The sequence below is a fragment of the Solidesulfovibrio sp. C21 genome, from assembly GCF_047785625.1.
Taxonomy (GTDB): Bacteria; Desulfobacterota; Desulfovibrionia; order Desulfovibrionales; family Desulfovibrionaceae; genus Solidesulfovibrio.
On record NZ_JBLODY010000044.1, the window covers coordinates 1 to 17,347 of the forward strand.

General features: G+C 65.1%; 14 protein-coding genes and 1 tRNA gene. 9 read left to right on the forward strand and 6 right to left on the reverse strand.

The window, feature by feature from the left end; translation table 11 throughout:
- Nucleotides 1-212 precede the first annotated feature (212 nt).
- Complete coding sequence (locus ACMZ6R_RS13325) at nucleotides 213-1,118, forward strand: DMT family transporter (protein WP_416112226.1); 906 nt, start codon at nucleotides 213-215, stop codon at nucleotides 1,116-1,118.
- Between the two features lie 245 nt (nucleotides 1,119-1,363).
- Here the strand turns inward: ACMZ6R_RS13325 and ACMZ6R_RS13330 are convergent, their stop codons facing one another.
- Nucleotides 1,364-2,737, reverse strand: a complete 1,374-nt coding sequence (locus ACMZ6R_RS13330; protein WP_416112228.1) for a LysM peptidoglycan-binding domain-containing protein — start codon at nucleotides 2,735-2,737, stop codon at nucleotides 1,364-1,366.
- A gap of 585 nt (nucleotides 2,738-3,322) precedes the next feature.
- Complete coding sequence (locus tag ACMZ6R_RS13335; protein ID WP_416112230.1) at nucleotides 3,323-5,824, reverse strand: heavy metal translocating P-type ATPase; 2,502 nt, start codon at nucleotides 5,822-5,824, stop codon at nucleotides 3,323-3,325.
- 120 nt (nucleotides 5,825-5,944) lie between these two features.
- Between ACMZ6R_RS13335 and ACMZ6R_RS13340 the strand changes: the two genes are divergently transcribed.
- Nucleotides 5,945-6,307, forward strand: coding sequence for a hypothetical protein (locus ACMZ6R_RS13340; protein ID WP_416112232.1), 363 nt, complete (start codon nucleotides 5,945-5,947; stop codon nucleotides 6,305-6,307).
- A gap of 82 nt (nucleotides 6,308-6,389) precedes the next feature.
- Here ACMZ6R_RS13340 and ACMZ6R_RS13345 read toward each other — a convergent pair.
- Nucleotides 6,390-6,467, reverse strand: a tRNA-Pro gene (locus tag ACMZ6R_RS13345).
- A gap of 168 nt (nucleotides 6,468-6,635) precedes the next feature.
- On the opposite strand from ACMZ6R_RS13345, the gene ACMZ6R_RS13350 reads away from it, so the two are divergent.
- From ACMZ6R_RS13350 to ACMZ6R_RS13380, 7 genes are read left to right on the forward strand one after another with little or no spacing between them, the layout of a single operon-like run.
- Entirely contained in the window at nucleotides 6,636-7,703 is a 1,068-nt protein-coding gene (locus ACMZ6R_RS13350) for a protein-glutamate methylesterase/protein-glutamine glutaminase (protein WP_416112234.1), read from the forward strand.
- Between the two features lie 35 nt (nucleotides 7,704-7,738).
- Nucleotides 7,739-9,661 (forward strand): HEAT repeat domain-containing protein, encoded by a 1,923-nt coding sequence (locus ACMZ6R_RS13355; RefSeq protein WP_416112236.1) that lies wholly within the window; start codon nucleotides 7,739-7,741, stop codon nucleotides 9,659-9,661.
- A gap of 3 nt (nucleotides 9,662-9,664) precedes the next feature.
- Entirely contained in the window at nucleotides 9,665-10,543 is an 879-nt protein-coding gene (locus ACMZ6R_RS13360; protein ID WP_416112238.1) for a CheR family methyltransferase, read from the forward strand.
- Nucleotides 10,544-10,585: 42 nt separating this feature from the next.
- A complete protein-coding gene (locus tag ACMZ6R_RS13365; protein WP_416112240.1) occupies nucleotides 10,586-11,350 on the forward strand; it encodes a ParA family protein in 765 nt (254 codons plus the stop codon).
- Nucleotides 11,347-12,054 carry a chemotaxis protein CheW gene (locus tag ACMZ6R_RS13370; RefSeq protein ID WP_416112242.1) on the forward strand — a complete coding sequence of 236 codons (708 nt, stop codon included), beginning with the start codon at nucleotides 11,347-11,349 and terminating at the stop codon, nucleotides 12,052-12,054. The genes ACMZ6R_RS13365 and ACMZ6R_RS13370 overlap by 4 nt, the downstream gene beginning before the upstream one ends.
- 15 nt (nucleotides 12,055-12,069) lie before the next feature.
- Nucleotides 12,070-12,438, forward strand: a complete 369-nt coding sequence (locus ACMZ6R_RS13375) for a response regulator (protein ID WP_416112244.1) — start codon at nucleotides 12,070-12,072, stop codon at nucleotides 12,436-12,438.
- Between the two features lie 42 nt (nucleotides 12,439-12,480).
- The gene (locus ACMZ6R_RS13380) at nucleotides 12,481-15,480 is read left to right on the forward strand and encodes a chemotaxis protein CheA (protein WP_416112246.1); all 3,000 of its coding nucleotides are present in this window, start codon (nucleotides 12,481-12,483) and stop codon (nucleotides 15,478-15,480) included.
- A 222-nt stretch (nucleotides 15,481-15,702) separates the two neighbouring features.
- On the opposite strand, the gene ACMZ6R_RS13385 is transcribed toward ACMZ6R_RS13380, so the two are convergent.
- The 3 genes from ACMZ6R_RS13385 to ACMZ6R_RS13395 form a co-directional block, all read right to left on the reverse strand.
- On the reverse strand, nucleotides 15,703-16,440 hold the full coding sequence (locus ACMZ6R_RS13385) for a DUF2231 domain-containing protein (RefSeq protein ID WP_416112248.1): 738 nt from the start codon (nucleotides 16,438-16,440) through the stop codon (nucleotides 15,703-15,705).
- Nucleotides 16,437-16,871 carry a response regulator gene (locus ACMZ6R_RS13390; protein ID WP_416112250.1) on the reverse strand — a complete coding sequence of 145 codons (435 nt, stop codon included), beginning with the start codon at nucleotides 16,869-16,871 and terminating at the stop codon, nucleotides 16,437-16,439. The genes ACMZ6R_RS13385 and ACMZ6R_RS13390 overlap by 4 nt, the downstream gene beginning before the upstream one ends.
- 239 nt (nucleotides 16,872-17,110) lie before the next feature.
- Nucleotides 17,111-17,284, reverse strand: coding sequence for a hypothetical protein (locus tag ACMZ6R_RS13395; protein ID WP_416112252.1), 174 nt, complete (start codon nucleotides 17,282-17,284; stop codon nucleotides 17,111-17,113).
- Between the last annotated feature and the right edge of the window lie 63 nt (nucleotides 17,285-17,347).

Consider the following 17,347-nt stretch of genomic DNA (forward strand, 5'->3'; position numbering starts at 1 on the left):
GGACGAGCTTGTCGCGAAGCGACATGCTCGTCCCGGCAAATGCCGCTTCCATCTTCCACTCTCCGCCCTTTCGCCCACCATCTCCGCCTCCGCCGAGCCAAAGCCGGGAAGGGGGGACCGGGGGGCCCTCGGCCTCCCGGCGGGGGTGCGGGGGCGGAGCCCCTGCCGAGTCCAGGGCAGAGCCCTGGTGCCGCATAAGGAGACATATCGTCATGGGTCGAAACGCATCGATGCGGGCGGATATCCTGTGCCTGATTACGGCGCTGATCTGGGGCCTTGCCTTTGTGGCCCAGCGGGTCGGCATGGCGCATTTGGGGCCGATGGGGTTTAACGGCATCCGGTTTGCCCTGGGCGCGGCGGTGCTGGCCCCCCTGGCGATACGTTCGATGCGCTATCCGCCTCCCGCGCCGTTTCTGGGGGGCAGCGATCCGGGGTTTCCCTGGCTGGGGGGGCTTCTTGCCGGGGCGATCCTTTTTACCGGCGCGTCGTTGCAGCAGGTGGGACTTTTGTACACCACGGCCGGCAAGGCGGGTTTCATCACCGGCCTGTATGTGGTGTTGGTGCCGCTGTTGGGCTTTTTTCTTGGCCAGCGGCCGGCCCGGGGGGATGTGCTCGGGGCGGTTGCGGCGGCCTTCGGGTTGTATTTTCTGTCGGTGACCGAGAATTTCAGCCTGGCTCCGGGGGATGGGCTGGAGCTTATCGGCGCGTTTTTCTGGGCCGGGCATGTGCTGGTGATCGGCTGGCTGTCGCCGCGCACCCGGGCCTTGCCCCTGGCCATGGCCCAATACGCTGTTTGCGCGGTGCTGAGTCTTGTCTGCGCGTGTTTTTTCGAGACCATCACCTGGTCCGGGATTGTGGGCGCGGCCTGGCCGATTCTGTACGGCGGCCTGATGTCGGTCGGGCTGGCCTACACCTTGCAAATCATTGCCCAGCGCGATGCCAAGCCCACCCATGCCGCCATTTTGCTCAGTTTCGAGACGGTGTTCGCGGCGCTTGGCGGGGCGCTCATCCTGAACGAGCGCCTTGGCGGCCGCGGCCTTTTCGGCTGCGCGCTCATGTTTGCCGGCATACTGGTGTCCCAGCTTTGGCCCAAGTCCAAGGGACAACGTGCGGCGTAACGAGCACTGCACCTATTGCGCGAAAGCGTTCGGGGCAACCTGCCCGTACAACAGTTTTCCCCCACACCCTCTTCCAACATTCCTTACGATAACAGCTTTTCACCGTTAAACGTTTTTGGGAGGGGAGAGCGCGAGAGGGGGACCCTTTTTGAAAAAAGGGTCCCCCTCTCGCATCCTCTTCCCCACGCCATAAAAAAAGCCCGGCCGGAGCCGGGCTTTTTTTTATGGCGCCTGCATCGCCGCGCCTACTGACACAGCTTTTCTTTCTTGGCGCTGTCGAGCAGTTCGCAATCGCCCAGGGTGCAGGCTTTCTTGTAGTCCTCGCACATGGGGCCATACTGCTTGAGGTGCAGGTAGGTGAACCCGCGTCCCTTGTAGTAGTCCGCCTCGTTGGGACCGAAACCTATGGCCTTGTTGAAGTCCGCGATAGCCTGCTGGTATTGGCCGGAACGGGTGCGGCTTAAGCCCCGCATGGAGTAGGCCAGGGCGAAGTTGGGGTTTTTCTCGATGGCCTTGGTGTAGTCGTCGATGGCCTTGGCGTACTGCTTCATATAGTAGTGGGCATGGCCCCGGCTGGCGAAGAAGTCGGCCCGGTTGGGGTTGAGCTTGATGGCCTTGTCGAAGCTCTCCACGGCCTTTTGGAATTTGTTCTGCTTGCCGAACTCGATGCCTTTTTCAAAGGCGGCTTCGGCGTCGGACGTTTCGCGCATGCCGGTTTTGGCCGGCGCGGCTTCGGGCTCGGGCGTCCTGGCCGGTTTGGTCGCTTCGGCCGGCGGGGGGGTCTCGGCTTCGGGGGCGGGCGTCCTTACGGTCTGGGCCGGACGTTCCGGTTCGCTCACCGCCGCGGGGGCTTGCTCGGGTGCGTGGGTGCGGGCCGGGGCCTGCTCGGGCTCGGCGTTCCTGGGCACGTTGAGCTTCTGGCCGGAATGCAGCTTTTTGCCGAGGCCGGGGTTGAGCCGGTAGAGTTCCTTGAGACTGATATGGAATTTGCTGGCCACCGTGTGCACGGTGTCACGCCTGTGGGCGGTGTAGGTGGTTGTATTGGTCTGGGACTCGCGCGACTTTTCCGTCTTGCGCGAAGTTTTTTCGGTGGGTTCGGCCTTGGCCGGCGCGGCTCCGGGGACGCTGATTTCCTGGCCGATGCGCATCTTGTTGGGATGCAGGGATTTGTTGGACTTGAGCAGGTCCTCCACGCTGACGTCGTACTTGGCGGCTATGGAGCCGAGCGTGTCCCCTTTCTTGATCTTGTAGCTGCCCGATTTTCCGGTGGATTTGCTTTCCTTGGCAGTCTCCCGAGTCTGGGCGGCGCGCTCCTTGCTCGAGGAGCTCTCGGCCTTCTTTCCGGCCTTTTCCTTTTTGGATTCCTTTTCCGTGTGCTTCTTATCGGCTTTGCCCGAGGATTCCCCGGGGATCGTCAGTGAATCGCCCACCCGCATTTTCTTGGGCTCGAGCCCCTTGTTGGCCTTGAGCAGGTCCTGGACGGAAACGCCGTGCTTTTTGGCAATGGAAACCGGCGTATCGCCGGTTTTGACGGTATAGGCCCCGACGACGGTCGGGCGGGCGGTTGCGAGCAGGCTGAGGCATAACAGAGGAAATACGAGGCGAGACAAACGAGGCATGGCACCACCTTAGCGCTGTCAGGTTCTTTGCGAAGTTTGAAATGCTGTCACGAAACCGAAGTCATCTTTCTAGACTACCTCGGCCAAGGGAGCAATGATTTTCAGAATTCAAAAGATTACAGGATGATGAAATATTTGTTCATGTTTGGCTGGCGTTACGGCAGGGGAGGGCGATGCTATCGGCCTAGAGCGACTTTCCGGGGGGCCTTCGGCACAACACTTCATTATTTCCTCAATGTTTCATGAATAAAATACGCTACAGCCTGTCCGCCATCAGCTCCACGTATCAGGACCACGCCCTTGCCGCCGCTACCACGCCGGTCGCCCCTTTGGGGCGACATTCGGAGAACAAACCTTCAAAAAATGCGGCATTTCGCCGCTGGCGGGTTGTCGCCGCAATCGCGTTCGGCGTCGAGGGGCTTTAGCCCCTCGTGTCGCCGGGCCGATTGCGGCAACAAGAATCCCCCCATCCGCCGCCCTGCGACGTTGCGTCCCGGCAGAGCGTAAAGGGAGGTCCGGAGGGCATAAGCCCTCCGGCGGGGTGTCGGGGCAGAGCCCCGGCATCTTCTATTCTTCGCTCTTCCCCTAAGCTACCTGCTTCGGCGTGAAAAAGCGCAGTCGCAGGGCGTTGGTGACCACCGTAAAGGAGCTGAGCGCCATGGCGGTGCCGGCGATCATGGGGTTGAGGGTGGGGCCGCCGAAGATATGGAGCACGCCGGCGGCGACGGGGATGCCGATGGTATTGAAGGCGAAGGCCCAGAAGAGGTTTTGTTTGATGTTGGCGATGACGGCCCGGGAAAGTTCCAGGGCGGCGGTGACGCCGCGCAGGTCGTTGCGCATGAGCACGACGTCGCAGGATTCCACGGCCACGTCGATGCCCGAGCCCATGGCCATGCCGAGGTCGGCGGCGGCCAGGGCCGGGGCGTCGTTGATGCCGTCGCCGACCATGGCGGTCTTGCGGCCCGAGCCCATGAGTTTTTGGACCTCGGCGGCTTTGCGGTCGGGCAGCACCCGGGCGATGACTTCCTTGATGCCGAGGGTGTCGGCCACGGCTCTGGCTGTGCGTTCGTCGTCGCCGGTGAGCATGACCACGGCCACGCCCTTGCGGCCCAGGGCCTTGACCACGGCGGCGGCTTCGGGGCGGGGCGTGTCGGCCACGGCCAGGACGCCGGCGGAGCGGCCGTCCACGGCCACGCGGATGGCGGTCTTGCCGGCTTCGGCCAGACGCGCTTCGGCTTCGTCGGCGGCCGGGTCGGCGGGGACGCCCTGCTCGGCGAGGTAGGCGGCGGTGCCGACCAGCACGGCACTGCCGCTTATGGTTGCGGCCACGCCCTTGCCGGGGGCGGCTTCGAAGTGTTCGGGCGCGGGCAGGGCTGTGCCCTTGGCCGTGGCGGCGGCGGCGATGGCCTTGGCCAGGGGGTGTTCCGAGCGGGCTTCGGCGGCGGCGGCCAGAGTGAGCAGGCGGTCCGGGTCGCTCGCCGTGGCCGGCACGACGTCGGTCAGTTCGGGCTTGCCGTGGGTGAGCGTCCCGGTCTTGTCGAAGACCACGGCCTTGACGTTGCCGGCGGTCTGGAGGGCGGCGCCGGATTTGACCAGGATGCCGAGGCGCGCGCCGCGTCCGGTGCCGACCATGATGGAGGTGGGCACGGCCAGACCCATGGCGCAGGGGCAGGCGATGACCATGACGGCCACGAAGATGCGCAGGGAAAAGGAGAAGCCGGCGTGGCCGAGGAAGTACCAGCCCAGGCCGGCGACGAGGGCCGTGGCCATGACGGTGGGGACGAAATAGAAGCTGACGGTGTCGGCCAGGTTGGCGATGGGGGCCTTGGAGCCCTGGGCCTGGCGCACCAGATCCACGATGCGGGCCAGGGTCGTGTCCTGGCCGACGCGGGTGGCGGTCACGACCAGGGCGCCGGTGGTGTTCTGGGTGCCGCCGGTAACGGCGTCGCCGGTTTTTTTGGCCACGGGCAGGGGTTCGCCGGTCAGCATGGACTCGTCCACGCGGGAATCGCCCTCGACCACCTCGCCGTCCACGGGTACGCGTTCGCCCGGTCGCACGAGCAGCCTGTCGCCGGGCTCCACCTCGTCGACGGGCACGGTCTCCTCGGTGCCGTCGCGCACGAGCGTGGCGGTGTCCGGGGTCAGGCGCATGAGGGCGGCGATGGCCCCCGAGGTTTTGAATTTGGCCGAGGCTTCCAGGTATTTGCCGAGGCTGATCATGGCCAAAAGCACGCCGGCGGATTCGAAATAGAGGTCCCTGGCCCGGGCCACGGGATCGGAGCCGGCCAGGAGCAGGGCGAGGTTGGCGATGCTGTAGAGCAGGGCCGCGCCGGTGCCCACGGCCACGAGCGTGTCCATGTTGGGGCCGCCGCGCAGTCCGGCCGGGATGCCGTCGAGGTAGAATCGCCGGCCGAGCCAGACGATGGGCGCGGTCAGGGCCAGCTGGAGAAGGGCGAAGGTGGCGGGCGCGGTTTCAGGGTGCAAAAAGGCGGGCAGGGGCAGGCCCAGCATATGGCCCATGGAGATGGTCAGGAGCAGGGCGGCCAGGATGAAGACCGGGACGAGTTCGCGTTTTTTCTGGGTCAATTCGGCCTTGGCCGCTTCCTGGCGGGCGGCGAAGCGGTTTTCCGAGGCGCTTATGGGCTGGGAGCCGAAGCCGAGGTCGGCGATGGCCTGGCGCAGCTGGCGGCGCGACAGCACGGCCGGGTCGATGGTGAAGGTGCCGGTCTCGCCGGCCAGGTTGACGTCGGCGGCGACGACCCCGGGGAGCCTTCGGGTCACGCGCTCGATGCGCGACGAGCAGGCGGCGCAGTGCATGCCCGTGATGGCCAGCTCGAAGGTGGCGTTGTCGGAGGGTGGCGGGCCGAGAGTGAATCCCAGGCCGGCCACCCGCTCGCCGATGGCGTCGAGGTTTATGGCCTGCGGGTCGTAGCGCAGCTGCATGGAGGCATCGGCCAGGTTGACGGTTGCTTCGGCAACGCCCGGCATGGCGGAGACCACGCGTTCGATGCGGGCGGAGCAGGCGGCGCAATGCATGCCGGCCACGGGGACCATGACGGAGGTGGTTTTGGGGGCTGTGCTGTCCATCGGCTTATGATAATCATTTTCATTTTGGGCGCAAGCCGGGGATTCGGCGGCTTCCAGACTGGAAATCGGCGGATGATAAGGATAGGAATCGGGAAATGGCGCGGCAAAGGAGCCCAAGGCATGCGATCCGACACGATGGACGCCTTCTGGGAGGCCCAGAATCGAGAGCCGAACCGGTGGGAACGGCTGCGTGAGATTTTCGAGAAACTCCGCATGGTGTTGGATATGCCCTCGCTGTGCCTGGGCAACGCCGACGACCTGCTGGAGCAGTTGGAACAGCGCCTGCGCGAAGCGGGGCAGCTTTTCCCGGAGCCGGACTGGCTGGCCTTCGACGCGAGCGGTCCCGAGGGGCTGGAACAGTACTGCGCCAATCACACGGGCGGAATGCTGGAAATCCTCATCCGGGCCGTGGAACGGCTGGCCGAGGAGCGGGCCGAGGAGATGAGCAGGGGCGCGGGCGGCAAGGGCGCGGCCTGCGAATGAGGTTCTGGCGGCCGGGCCGCGAAAATGTCGCGGGACGGACGAAAAAAAGGGGTTATGCTGTTGCATAACCCCTTGGAAAGTCTGGTCGGGATGAGAGGATTCGAACCTCCGACTTCTGCGTCCCGAACGCAGCGCTCTAGCCAGACTGAGCCACATCCCGTCGTGGAAGACAGGGTTTTAGAGTATCCCGCGGGGTTTGGCAAGCACTAATGTTGGTTGTCAGAACGCCAAGACTCATCTAATCATGGAGAGCGTTGCGGGCCACGGGCCGTGCCGGGAGGGGTGGCGCGGCATTCGGGTGCGGGCGGGTCCCTTTCAGGAGATATATGTGATCAAGGTTGTCGTGGTCGACGATTCGGCCTTCATGCGCAAGGCCATAAGCACTATGCTGGCCAAGGACCCGGAAATCGAGGTCGTGGCCACGGCCCGCGATGGCGAGGAAGGGTTGGAAATGATCCGGCGTCACCAGCCGGACGTCGTGACCATGGATATCGAAATGCCGCGTATGGATGGGCTGACCGCCCTGCGGCACGTCATGATGGAGATGCCCCGGCCGGTGCTCATGGTGAGCTCCCTGACCAACGAGGGGGCCGAGGCGACGCTCAAGGCCATGGAACTCGGGGCCGTGGATTTCATCCCCAAACAGCTTTCCAAGGTGTCCCTCGACATCGTCAAGATTGAGGACGAACTGCGGGCCAAGGTCAAGACCATCGCCCGGCGCCGCATGACCCATCTTTCCCGGCCGCCGCTTTCGGGACGCGTGCGCCCCGGCGCCGCGCCATCGCCGCGGCCGTCGCGGCCGGCCCGGCCTTCGGGCACGCAGAACCGCGATCTGGTGGCCATCGGCGTGTCCACCGGCGGGCCGCCGGCCGTGCAGAAGGTGCTCTCGGCCCTGCCCCAGGATTTTCCGGCTGGCATCCTGATCGCCCAGCATATGCCGGCGGCCTTTACCGGCCCCTTTGCCAAGCGCCTGGACGGCGTATGTCGCATTGCGGTCAAGGAGGCCGAGGACGGCGAACGGTTGCAGCACGGCGTGGCCTATGTGGCTCCGGGAGGCAAGCATCTGCGCATCGACCAGAAGGTCAGCCGCATCGACGTGCGCGTGGTCGAGGAACCGCGCGAGGCGTTGTATAAACCCTCGGCCTCGGTGCTGTTCGATTCCGTGGCCGGGGCCGTGGGCCGGCGGGGACTCGGTGTGGTGCTGACGGGCATGGGCAGCGACGGCCTGGACGGCATGCGCCTGCTCAAGGCCAAGGGCGGCCGCGCCCTGGCCCAGTCCGACTCCACCTGCGTGGTCTACGGCATGCCCAAGGCCATCGTGGACGCGGGGCTGGCCGACGAGATCGTGGACATCGACGAGATGGGCGAGGCCATCCTCCACAACCTTTACAAATGACCGTCCCCAGGCGGGGTGGCGGGCAAGGATGCGGCATGGTGGACTGCAAGGAGCTTTGCCAACGGCTTGACGGCGACGATCCGGACGTGCTCCGGGACGCGGCCTATGAGGCTGGCGAGAACGCCTGTCTCGAAGCCATTCCGTATTTGGCCAAATTGCTGTGTTCGCACAATCTCGGCGTGCAGGAGGCGGCCGACCGGGCCTTGCGCCGGATCGGCGGCAAGGACGTCGTGGCGGCGGTCAAGCCGCTTTTGCGTTCCGACGACGCGCCCCGGCGCAACGCCTCCATGGACATCCTGCGGGCTGTGGGAGCCGAGGATTTTCCCACGCTTGTGGAGCTGCTCCACGACGCCGACCCCGACATCCGTATTTTCGCCTCGGACATCCTGGGCTCCACGGATTCCCGCCAGGCCGTGGCCCCGCTGTGCGAGGCGCTGCTCAAGGACCCCGAGGTCAACGTCCGCTACCAGGCGGCGGTAAGCCTCGGCGAGCTGGCCTTCCACGACGCGGCGGCGTGTCTCGGCAAGGCGCTCGGCGACGAGGAATGGGTCCAGTTCGCGGTCATCGAGGCCCTGGCCAAGATCCGCGACGCCTCCTCGGTCGGGGCCCTGGTCACGGCCCTGGACAAGAGCTCGGATCTGGTCGCCTCCATGATCGTCGACGCCCTGGGCGAGATCGGCAACATCAAGGCCGTGACCATGCTCTTAAAGCGCATGGACGCCTCGCCGGAGGTGTTGCGCAACAAGATCGTCAAGGCCGTGGTGCACATCCTGGGTGGCAAGGCGCTTTCGCTTTTGTCCCCGGCCGAGCGGGAACGCTTCCGGGGGTATCTGCTGGCCGCGCTTGGCGACGACGAGGAGGATGTGCAGGACGCCGCCGTCTCCGGCCTTGGGGCGATCGCCGGCGAGGAGGCGGCCGCGGCCGTCATTGCCCATTGCGCCGGCCTCGACCGCGACCACCATCCGGAGCGCTACGAGCACGCCGTGGTCGCGCTGCGCGAGATGGGGCTGACCGAGGCCCTGGGCGAGGCGCTGCGCCAGGGCGGCGACGGCAAGCGGCAAGTGGCCCTGGACGTTTTGAGCGAACTGCCGTGTCCCCAATGCGCGACCCTGGTCATGGACGCCTTTGCCGGCCTGCCTCCCGGCGTCCGTTCGGCGGCGGCCAGGACGCTGGCGGCCATCGCCGGCGAGGAGGCTGTGGATTTTTTTCTGGGCCTTCTGGTCGATGACGACGAGTCCGTGCTGCTCGAGGCCGTGGCCTTCCTGGGGGCGAAAATGCGCCATCAGCTGGCCGGGGAACCCATTTTCGCGCTGCTCACGCATCCGTCCGACGCGGTCAAGGAGGCGGCGCTTGAGGCCTGCGTGGCCATCGACGGCGCGTATCTCGACGGCCGCTTCCGGGAACTTTCGCAAAGCGAGGATCCCATGGAGCGGCTCATGGCCGTCTATGCCCTGGGCAAGATGGGCGTGCGCAACCACATGGACGTGATCCGGGCCGCCCTCACCGACGCGGTCCCCGACATCCGCAAGATCGCGCTCGAGGCCTTGGCCGAGATGTGCGGTCACGAGGAGGAGGGGCTGCCGCTGATCGTGGCCGGTCTGGCCGACGAGAGCCGGGACGTGCGTCTGGCCGTGGTGGAGCTTTTGGGCGGCTGCGACAGCGACAAGGTCTATCCGTCCCTGGAGCGGGCGCTGTCGGACCCCGACGACTGGGTGCGCATCCGGGCCGTGGAGGCCATGGGGCTTCGCGGCGAATACCAGGCCGTGCCCCGGCTCATGGAGCTCACTGCGGACTCGAGCAAACTGGTGGCCCTCAAGGCCGTGGAGACGTTGGGGGAAATTGGCGGCCCCGAAGCCCTGGAGGCATTGCTTGGGCTGACCTCCGGCGGCGACCCCGAACTGGTCGCTGCCGCCGAAGCGGCCGTCGCCGGGCTGCAGGACGAGCAAGGGGGGCGCTAGTCCATGACCTCGCTTTTTTCCAAGACGATATCCCTGCGCAAGGACCTGAAGATCTCCGACGCGGAGTTCTCCCAACTGCGGGATTTCATCTACGCCCAGGCGGGCATCTATGTGGCCGACAACCGCAAGTATCTCGTGGAAAACCGGCTGGCCTCGAGACTGAAGGAACTCAATCTCAAAAGTTTCGCCGAATATCATTCCTACTTGCAGTATGACGCGGGCCGCCGCCAGGAACTCAATCGTCTTTTCGAGGTCATCACCACCAACGAGACGAGCTTTTACCGCAATCCGCCCCAGCTGAAGGTCTTCCAGGACATGGTGCTCAAAGACGTCCTGGACAAGCTGCGCAAGGTCAAGCAGAAGCGGCTGCGCATCTGGTCGGCCGGCTGTTCCACCGGCGAGGAACCCTACACCATCGCCATCATCCTCTTCGAGGTGCTGCGCACGGAACTCGCCTCCTGGGACATCCGCATCACGGCCAACGACCTGTCCGAGGCCGTCTTGGCCCAGGCGCGGGAAGGCGTCTATTCCGAGTACAGCCTGCGCACCACCCCCAAGGAGATCGTCTCGCGCTACTTCACGCCGGACGGGGCCAATTTCAAGCTGCGGCCCGAGGTCAAGCGTCTGGTCAGCTTCGGCCAGATCAACCTGAGCGACCGGATGATGCTCAAACGCGTGGAGCGCTCCCACATCGTTTTTTGCCGCAACGTCATCATCTACTTTGACGATGAAATGAAGAAAAACGTCATCACCGCTTTTTACGACAACCTGCTTCCCGGCGGCCAACTGCTGATCGGACACTCGGAATCCCTGCACAACATTTCCCGGGCCTTTCGTCCCAAGCACTACCCCGGGGCCATTATTTACGGCAAGGAGGAGTAACGGCATGACGGCGCAAGCGGCTGGGAACACGCCGGAGCGTCCATGCCCCGAATTCTGGCCATAGCCAACCAGAAGGGCGGGGTGGGCAAGACCACCACGGCCCTGTCGCTGGCCGCGGCGTTGACACTCGCCGGGCGGCGGGTCCTGGTCATGGACCTCGATCCCCACGGCTGCGCCTCGGCGCATCTGGGTATTTTCCCCGAGGACGTGGCGGCCACCTCGGCGGATGTGTTCCGGGCCCGGTCGCCCCGGGAGACGCCCTGGGAGCGGGTGGTCATCCGGCCGCGGCTGGCGGATTTCGACCTGGCGCCGAGTCATGCGGCGCTCTCGGACATGGAAACGGATCTTGCGGACAGGAAGGGGAAGGGCGTGTTGCTCAAGGATGCTTTGGCCGCTGGGCCGGCTTACGACCACGTGATTCTCGACTGCCCGCCCCATACGGGGGTGGTGCTGGTCAACGCGCTGGTGGCCGCGGACCTGTGCATCATTCCCATCCAGACGGATTTTCTGGCCCTGCACGGCGTGCGCAACCTTTTCGACACCATGCGCACGCTTAACCGGGTGCTGCCCCGGCCCATCGCCTACCGGGCCCTGGCCACCATGTTCGACCGGCGGGCCAAGGCCTGCCAGCGGGTGCTGGAGCTTTTGCGGGACAAGTTCGTCGGCCGGATGTTCGCGACGGTCGTCGGCCTCGACACCAAGTTTCGCGAAGCCAGCGCCGCCGGCCGGGTCATCCAGGCCGTGGCCCCGGGAAGCCGGGGGGCGCGCGAATACGGCGATCTGGCCAAAGAGGTGTTGTCCCTGTGAGCGGATCCCTGGAGGAATATTTCAAGGACCACGTCACGCTGCCCGAAAAGGGGCAGGAGGCGTTTTCCGATACCGAGCGGGCTTTTCTGGCGCGCTACATGGGCGAGGATTTCGAGGCCGCCCTGTCCCGGCAGGGCCTCGACAGGCCCGCCCGGGTGGAAACTGTGGCCGGGGCGCTCTCGCCCGGGCCGGGCGGCGAAACGGGCCCGGCCCCGGAAGCCGCCGCGTCGGCGGAAGACACGGACGCGGCCCTGGAGGCCGGCCTGCGCCAGGCGGAAACGCTCAAGCTGGTCGGGTTCCGCCTGGCCGGACAGGAGTTGGCCGTGCCCATCGCCCAGGTCCAGGAAGTGCTGCGGGCCATGCCCGTGACCAGGCTGCCGGCCGCGCCGCCCCAGATCCTCGGCATCCTGAATCTGCGCGGCCGGGTGGTCCCCATGGTGGATCTGGCCGCGATCACGGAACTTTCCGGCCCGCGGGGCGAAAATCGGTTCATCATCGTGTGCCGGTGCCGGGGCATGCTGGTGGGGCTGATGGTGGAAGCCCTGTCCACCATGCACCAGGCGCGGGGAGAGGACATCGAGTGGGGGGTCGAGGCGCGGTTGGGCGTGTCCTCGGATCTTGTTTCCGGGCTGCTCAAGGTGGGCGAGGGACTGGTCGCCATCCTCTCCGTTGACAGCCTTTTCCAAAAGGTTTTGAAGAGTTGAGGAGGAGGTAGGTCGATGCCCAAGCATATCCTCATCGTGGACGACTCCAAGACCGTGCGCAATCTTGTGGCGTTCATCATGCGCAAGGAAGGCTTCAAGGTCACCGCCGCCGAAGACGGTCTCGACGGTCTGGAGAAGCTCTACACCGATCCGCAGGTGGATCTTATCATCACCGACATCAACATGCCGCGCATGGATGGCATTACGTTCATCAAGACCGTGCGCGAACAGGATGTATACCGGGACATCCCCATTGTGGTGCTCTCCACCGAGGGCGAGGAACGCGACATCCATGCCGGGCTTTCCATCGGGGCCAATTTGTATATGGTGAAGCCCGCCCAGCCCGAAGTTATGGTGCGCAACGTAAAGATGCTTTTGGGGTAGAGCGACGTCCCGCTCCGACGTCGATAGCCGCGAGGTGCCTTGATGAACCAGGATTTCATGGACCCGGAACTTTTTGCCGACTTCATTGTGGAAGCGCGGGAACATCTCGAGACCATCGAGCCCAACCTTCTTGATTTGGAGCGCAACCCTGGAAACTTAAGTCTCCTCAACGACATTTTCCGCCCCATGCATTCCCTCAAGGGGGCTTCCGGCTTTCTTGGTCTCAATGCGATCAACGGGCTGGCCCACAAGGCCGAAAATATCCTTGACGAGTTGCGCAAGGGCAACATCGCCGTCACGCCCGAGATCATGGACGTGATCCTGGCGGCCACGGACCTTTTGCGCACCATGATCGAGAACCTGGAGCAGACCGGGGTCGAGGGCGAGGTGGACACCGCGCCGGTCATCGCCCGCATCGCGGCCCAGCTCGAAGGCGGGCCGCCGCACGTGCCCGGGGTGCCGCCCGCGCCTACCGATTTTCCGGCCGAGGATGTCGCCCCGCCCGCGCCGGCCGTCGAGCCGACACCGGAGCCCGAGCCAGCCCCGGCCGCCGCGTCCGAACCGGCCGCCTCCGGGGAAGCCGCCGCCGCCGCCGAGAAGATCGCCCGGTTTCTCGAAGAGTTGCCGCCCACCGGCACCGAGACCTACCAGCTGACGTCCATCGGCGAAGGCCATATGGCCGATTTCCTGGAAGAGGCCCGGGAAATCATCGAGCGCTTAAACGCCGCCCTGCTCGAACTCGAATCCGCCGGCGAGGGCCGCTCCGAAAGCATCAACGACATTTTCCGCTATTTCCACAATCTCAAGGGCAACAGCGGCATCATCGGGCACAAGGAATTAAACGCCCTGACCCACGAGGCCGAAACCCTGCTCAACCGGGTGCGCAAGGGCGAGATCGCCACCAGCCGGCTGATGGTGGACCTGCTTCTGGCCGTGGTCGACCAGGTCGAGGCGCTGGTCAGCAACATCGAGCCCGCCACGAGCATGGCCACGCCGCTGGACATCCGGCCGCTGGTGGCCCGGCTCAAGCAGGCGACCGAAGACGGCGAGGTGTTCGAGCCGCCGACCGACGCGACGTCCGCCCAGCCGGAGGACGCCTCCGAAGCCACCCCCGAGGCCGCTGCGGAAGCGCAGCCCGAAGCACCGGCCGCGCCTGAAGCACCGGCCGCGCCCCAAGGAGCCGCCTCCGCCGCCAAGGAGTCCGCCAAGCCCGCCGCCACGGGCTACGATCCGGAAGATGTGGCCGTTTTCGAGTCCACCATCGACCAGCAGATCGTGTACATGGGCCAGGCCCTGGCCGGGCTGGCCGAGAATCCCGACTCCAAGGACATGGTGGACGGGCTGTACCGCGCTTTGGTCACCATCCAGAATTCCTCGGGCTACATGGGGCTCTCCGACCTCAAGACCCAGGCCGAACGTACGGCCGGGCTCGTGGATCAGGCCCGCAAATCCGGCCTTTCCTTCGACATCCTGCTCGACATGCTGCGCCAGGAATGCTCGATTTTGGGCGACATGCTCACCGCCGCCCTGACGACGCTTCGCGGCGACAAGGCGCCGGCCGCGCCGGAGACGGCCTCGCTGCCGGCCACGGAGCCGGCTCCCGCGCCCAAACCGCAGCCGCAGCCGGCTTCCGCGCCGGAGCCCAAACCGGAGCCCAAACCTGTCCCCGCGCCCAAGCCGGAAGCCAAGCCCACGCCGCCCCCCGCCGCCAAACCCGCGCCGGCGGCCAAGCCCGCACCCGCGCCGAAACCGGCGGCTAAGCCCACAGCCAAGCCCGCCGTCCAGGCCACCCCGGCCGCCCAGACGGGCGAGGGTGCCGGCAAGCCCAAGGTGTCGGCCACCATCCGCGTGGACCATGAAAAGCTCGACCACCTGATGAACCTGATCGGCGAGCTCATCATCAACCGCAATCGTTTCGCCATGCTCGCCCGCTCCCTGGAAGAGGGCAAGAACGATGTGGCCCATATCGGCCAGCAGTTGACCGAAACCACCTATTCCATGGCGCGTATCTCCGACGATCTGCAAGACACGATCATGAAGGTGCGCATGGTGCCGGTCTCCACGGTCTTTTCCCGCTTCCCGCGCCTGGTGCGCGACCTGTCGCGCAAATCCGGCAAGGAAGTGAACCTCATCACCGAAGGCGAGGAAACCGAACTCGACAAGTCCGTGGTCGAGGTCATCGGCGACCCGCTGGTGCACCTCATCCGGAATTCCGTTGACCATGGCATCGAGACCGAGGCCGAGCGCGTGGCCGCCGGCAAGCCGCCCGTGGGCCGGGTGTGGCTGCGGGCCTACCATCGGGGCAATTCGGTGGCCATCGAAATCGAGGACGACGGCAATGGCATCGACCCGGTCAAGATGCGCGAAGTGGCGGTGAAAAAGAACCTCATGACGCCCGAGGAGGCCAAGGCCCTCGACGACCGCGACGCCATCGACATCATTTTCATGCCCGGCTTCTCCTCGGCCGAAAAGATCACCGATATTTCCGGCCGTGGCGTGGGCATGGATGTGGTGCGCACCAACATCAAAAATCTCAAGGGTACGGTCAGCGTGACGAGCGAGGTGGGCAAGGGCACCAAGTTCATCCTGTCCCTGCCGCTCACCCTGGCCATCATCGACGCGCTCATGGTCGTGGTTGCCGGGCAGGTTTACGCTCTCCCGCTCGATTCCGTCTCCGAGACGACCAAGATCGAGCTCAAACGCATGACCGAGGTCAACAAGCGCAAGTGCGTGACGCTTCGCGGCGAGGTGCTCGGCATCGTGGAACTGGCCGAGGTCCTCGATTTGCCGCTGCAGGAGGGCGAGCGGGAGATCGCGCCCATCGTCATCCTTCAGGACAACGAGCGCCGGCTGGGACTTGTCGTCGACCGGCTGCTCGAGCGCCAGGAAATCGTCATCAAGCCGCTCGGGACCTACCTTTCGGAATTCGACATGCGCGGCATCTCCGGCGCGACCATCATGGGCGACGGCTCGGTCGTGCTCATCCTCGACCCGCACGAAATCTACATGATGTCCACCCCGGGCGTTCGCTCCAAGGGGTAGGGGCGTCGGGGAGGCCTCCGGCGGCCAGGGGGAAACTTTTTGAAAAAAGTTTCCCCCTGGACCCCCTTCCAAAACTTTTCATGGAAATAAAATGTAAGCCCCCATCCGGTTGGTTCCGGATGGAGGCTTTTTATTGCGGACCCTATTGAAAGTTTTTGAAGGTGGGGGTCCGGGGGAGGGGACTTTTTTCAAAAAGTCCCCTCCCCCGGTTCACTCTCCCTTCTAGTCTTCGTGGGGCGGGAAGGTCAGCGCCGCGCCGAACCAGCCGATCAGCGAGACCAGCGGGAAAAGCGCCAGGACCACGATGATGAAGCCGAGGTGGCTGCCGGGGGAGGCGAGCAGGTCCGGGGCCTTGAGATGGGCCACGAAGGCCCACAGCGCGGCCAGGAAAAGGATCGGGGAGGCGATGAGCTTGACGACGATGGGGCGGATGCGGGCTGCGGCGTAGTTGAGCCACCAGGTGAAAAGTCCGGTGACGATGGCCACCGGGGTGAAGACCACGGCCGCGCCGAGCAGCACGAGCAGGGCCGCGTCGAACCCGGCCCAGCCCGTGACCAGGGCCAGCACCAGGCACAGCGGGGCCAGCACGCAAAAGGCGATGGGGAAGTGCACGGTCATGGGATGGGGGTGGCGCTTGAGCATGGGAAAGCGCTTCATGTACTTGGAAATCCAGGCCGGCACGCGGTCGGCCGCGGGTTCCGGGGCCAGGGCCGGGGCTTCCAGGACGCCGACGCGGGGAAAGCGCGTGAGCAGGTCCGCGGAATGGGGGGCCTGGGTCAGGTCCAGGCCCATGTCCATGCCGGCGTGGTGGCGGTTCATGTGCTTGCCGTCTTTCCACCGTTTGCTGGCCGAAATGTCGTAGACCACGCCCTTGTAGGCCACGTAGGCGGGCTTGCCGTCGGTGCCGTCGTAGCCGGCCAGGTCCTGGGGCGTGAAACGTTTATCGGGCGTCTGGCTCATGCATCGCTCCTTGATGGCGCAGGTCGGGGTGCGTCGATGAGGTCGAATTTGCGCAGTTCATCGAGCACGGTGTCACAGGTGAAGGGTTTGGCCAGAAAGGACATGGCCTGCCCCTGGAAAAAGGCGCGGTAGACGGTCTTGGCGTCGTCCTGGGCCGAGATCATGATGACCTTGGCCGCATCGGACGACGAGACGCCCTGCTGGTGTTCCAGGTGGCGCATGCCCTCCAGGGCCTGATGGCCGTCCATGCCGGGCATCAGGACGTCGACGAAGATGAGATCGTAGGGGGCGCCGGCGGAAAGCGCGCGGCCAAAGGCGGAAAGCCCCTCCATGCCGTTCCCGGCGGTATCGCAGGCGGCATAGGGGGACAGGATTTCCCGAAGGAAACAGGTGTTGACCGGATCGTCGTCGACGATGAGCGTTCGCAGCATGTGGCTTCCCGAAGCTGGCGGGCGTTCCGCCCACCTCGCCGGGGAACCCTAACACAACATGGCGTCGCGTCAACACAATCCACGAGAGTTAAAAGGGGAGTGTGAGGGGAGGGAATTATCGAAAGAAACGTGCGAGAGGGGAACCCCTTTCAAAAAAAGGTTCTCTCCTCTCGCGCTCTTCCTTTCCTCAAGTTTTTGCCTGGGGAGGGCGGAAGCTCTTTTTTCGTTGAAGGAGAGGGTTATTTTCCCCCGTCAGGGCCGGCCGGGCGTCCGGCCAGGCCGCAGTAGCCCGTATCCGGCCCGGCGGCGCGCCACATCATGCACATGGTTCCCTGGCAGAACTTCAGCTTGTCGTCGTGGGTGGTTAAAAGCGGACAGTATTTGAACTTGGCTTCCTTTTCGGTCACGGGCATGGGGTGCGTCTCCTTGTTTCTTAAGGGAAAAACGCATGATGTGAGTATGTTGTCCTCAAAAAA

Bases quoted from the DNA above. Each gene is read 5' to 3' on its own strand.
- ACMZ6R_RS13325 (WP_416112226.1), top strand. From the start codon at position 213: ATGGGTCGAAACGCATCGATGCGGGCGGATATCCTGTGCCTGATTACG.
- ACMZ6R_RS13330 (WP_416112228.1), bottom strand. From the start codon at position 2,737: ATGCCTCGTTTGTCTCGCCTCGTATTTCCTCTGTTATGCCTCAGCCTG.
- ACMZ6R_RS13335 (WP_416112230.1), bottom strand. From the start codon at position 5,824: ATGGACAGCACAGCCCCCAAAACCACCTCCGTCATGGTCCCCGTGGCC.
- ACMZ6R_RS13340 (WP_416112232.1), top strand. From the start codon at position 5,945: ATGCGATCCGACACGATGGACGCCTTCTGGGAGGCCCAGAATCGAGAG.
- ACMZ6R_RS13355 (WP_416112236.1), top strand. From the start codon at position 7,739: ATGGTGGACTGCAAGGAGCTTTGCCAACGGCTTGACGGCGACGATCCG.
- ACMZ6R_RS13360 (WP_416112238.1), top strand. From the start codon at position 9,665: ATGACCTCGCTTTTTTCCAAGACGATATCCCTGCGCAAGGACCTGAAG.
- ACMZ6R_RS13365 (WP_416112240.1), top strand. From the start codon at position 10,586: ATGCCCCGAATTCTGGCCATAGCCAACCAGAAGGGCGGGGTGGGCAAG.
- ACMZ6R_RS13375 (WP_416112244.1), top strand. From the start codon at position 12,070: ATGCCCAAGCATATCCTCATCGTGGACGACTCCAAGACCGTGCGCAAT.
- ACMZ6R_RS13380 (WP_416112246.1), top strand. From the start codon at position 12,481: ATGAACCAGGATTTCATGGACCCGGAACTTTTTGCCGACTTCATTGTG.
- ACMZ6R_RS13385 (WP_416112248.1), bottom strand. From the start codon at position 16,440: ATGAGCCAGACGCCCGATAAACGTTTCACGCCCCAGGACCTGGCCGGC.
- ACMZ6R_RS13390 (WP_416112250.1), bottom strand. From the start codon at position 16,871: ATGCTGCGAACGCTCATCGTCGACGACGATCCGGTCAACACCTGTTTC.
- ACMZ6R_RS13395 (WP_416112252.1), bottom strand. From the start codon at position 17,284: ATGCCCGTGACCGAAAAGGAAGCCAAGTTCAAATACTGTCCGCTTTTA.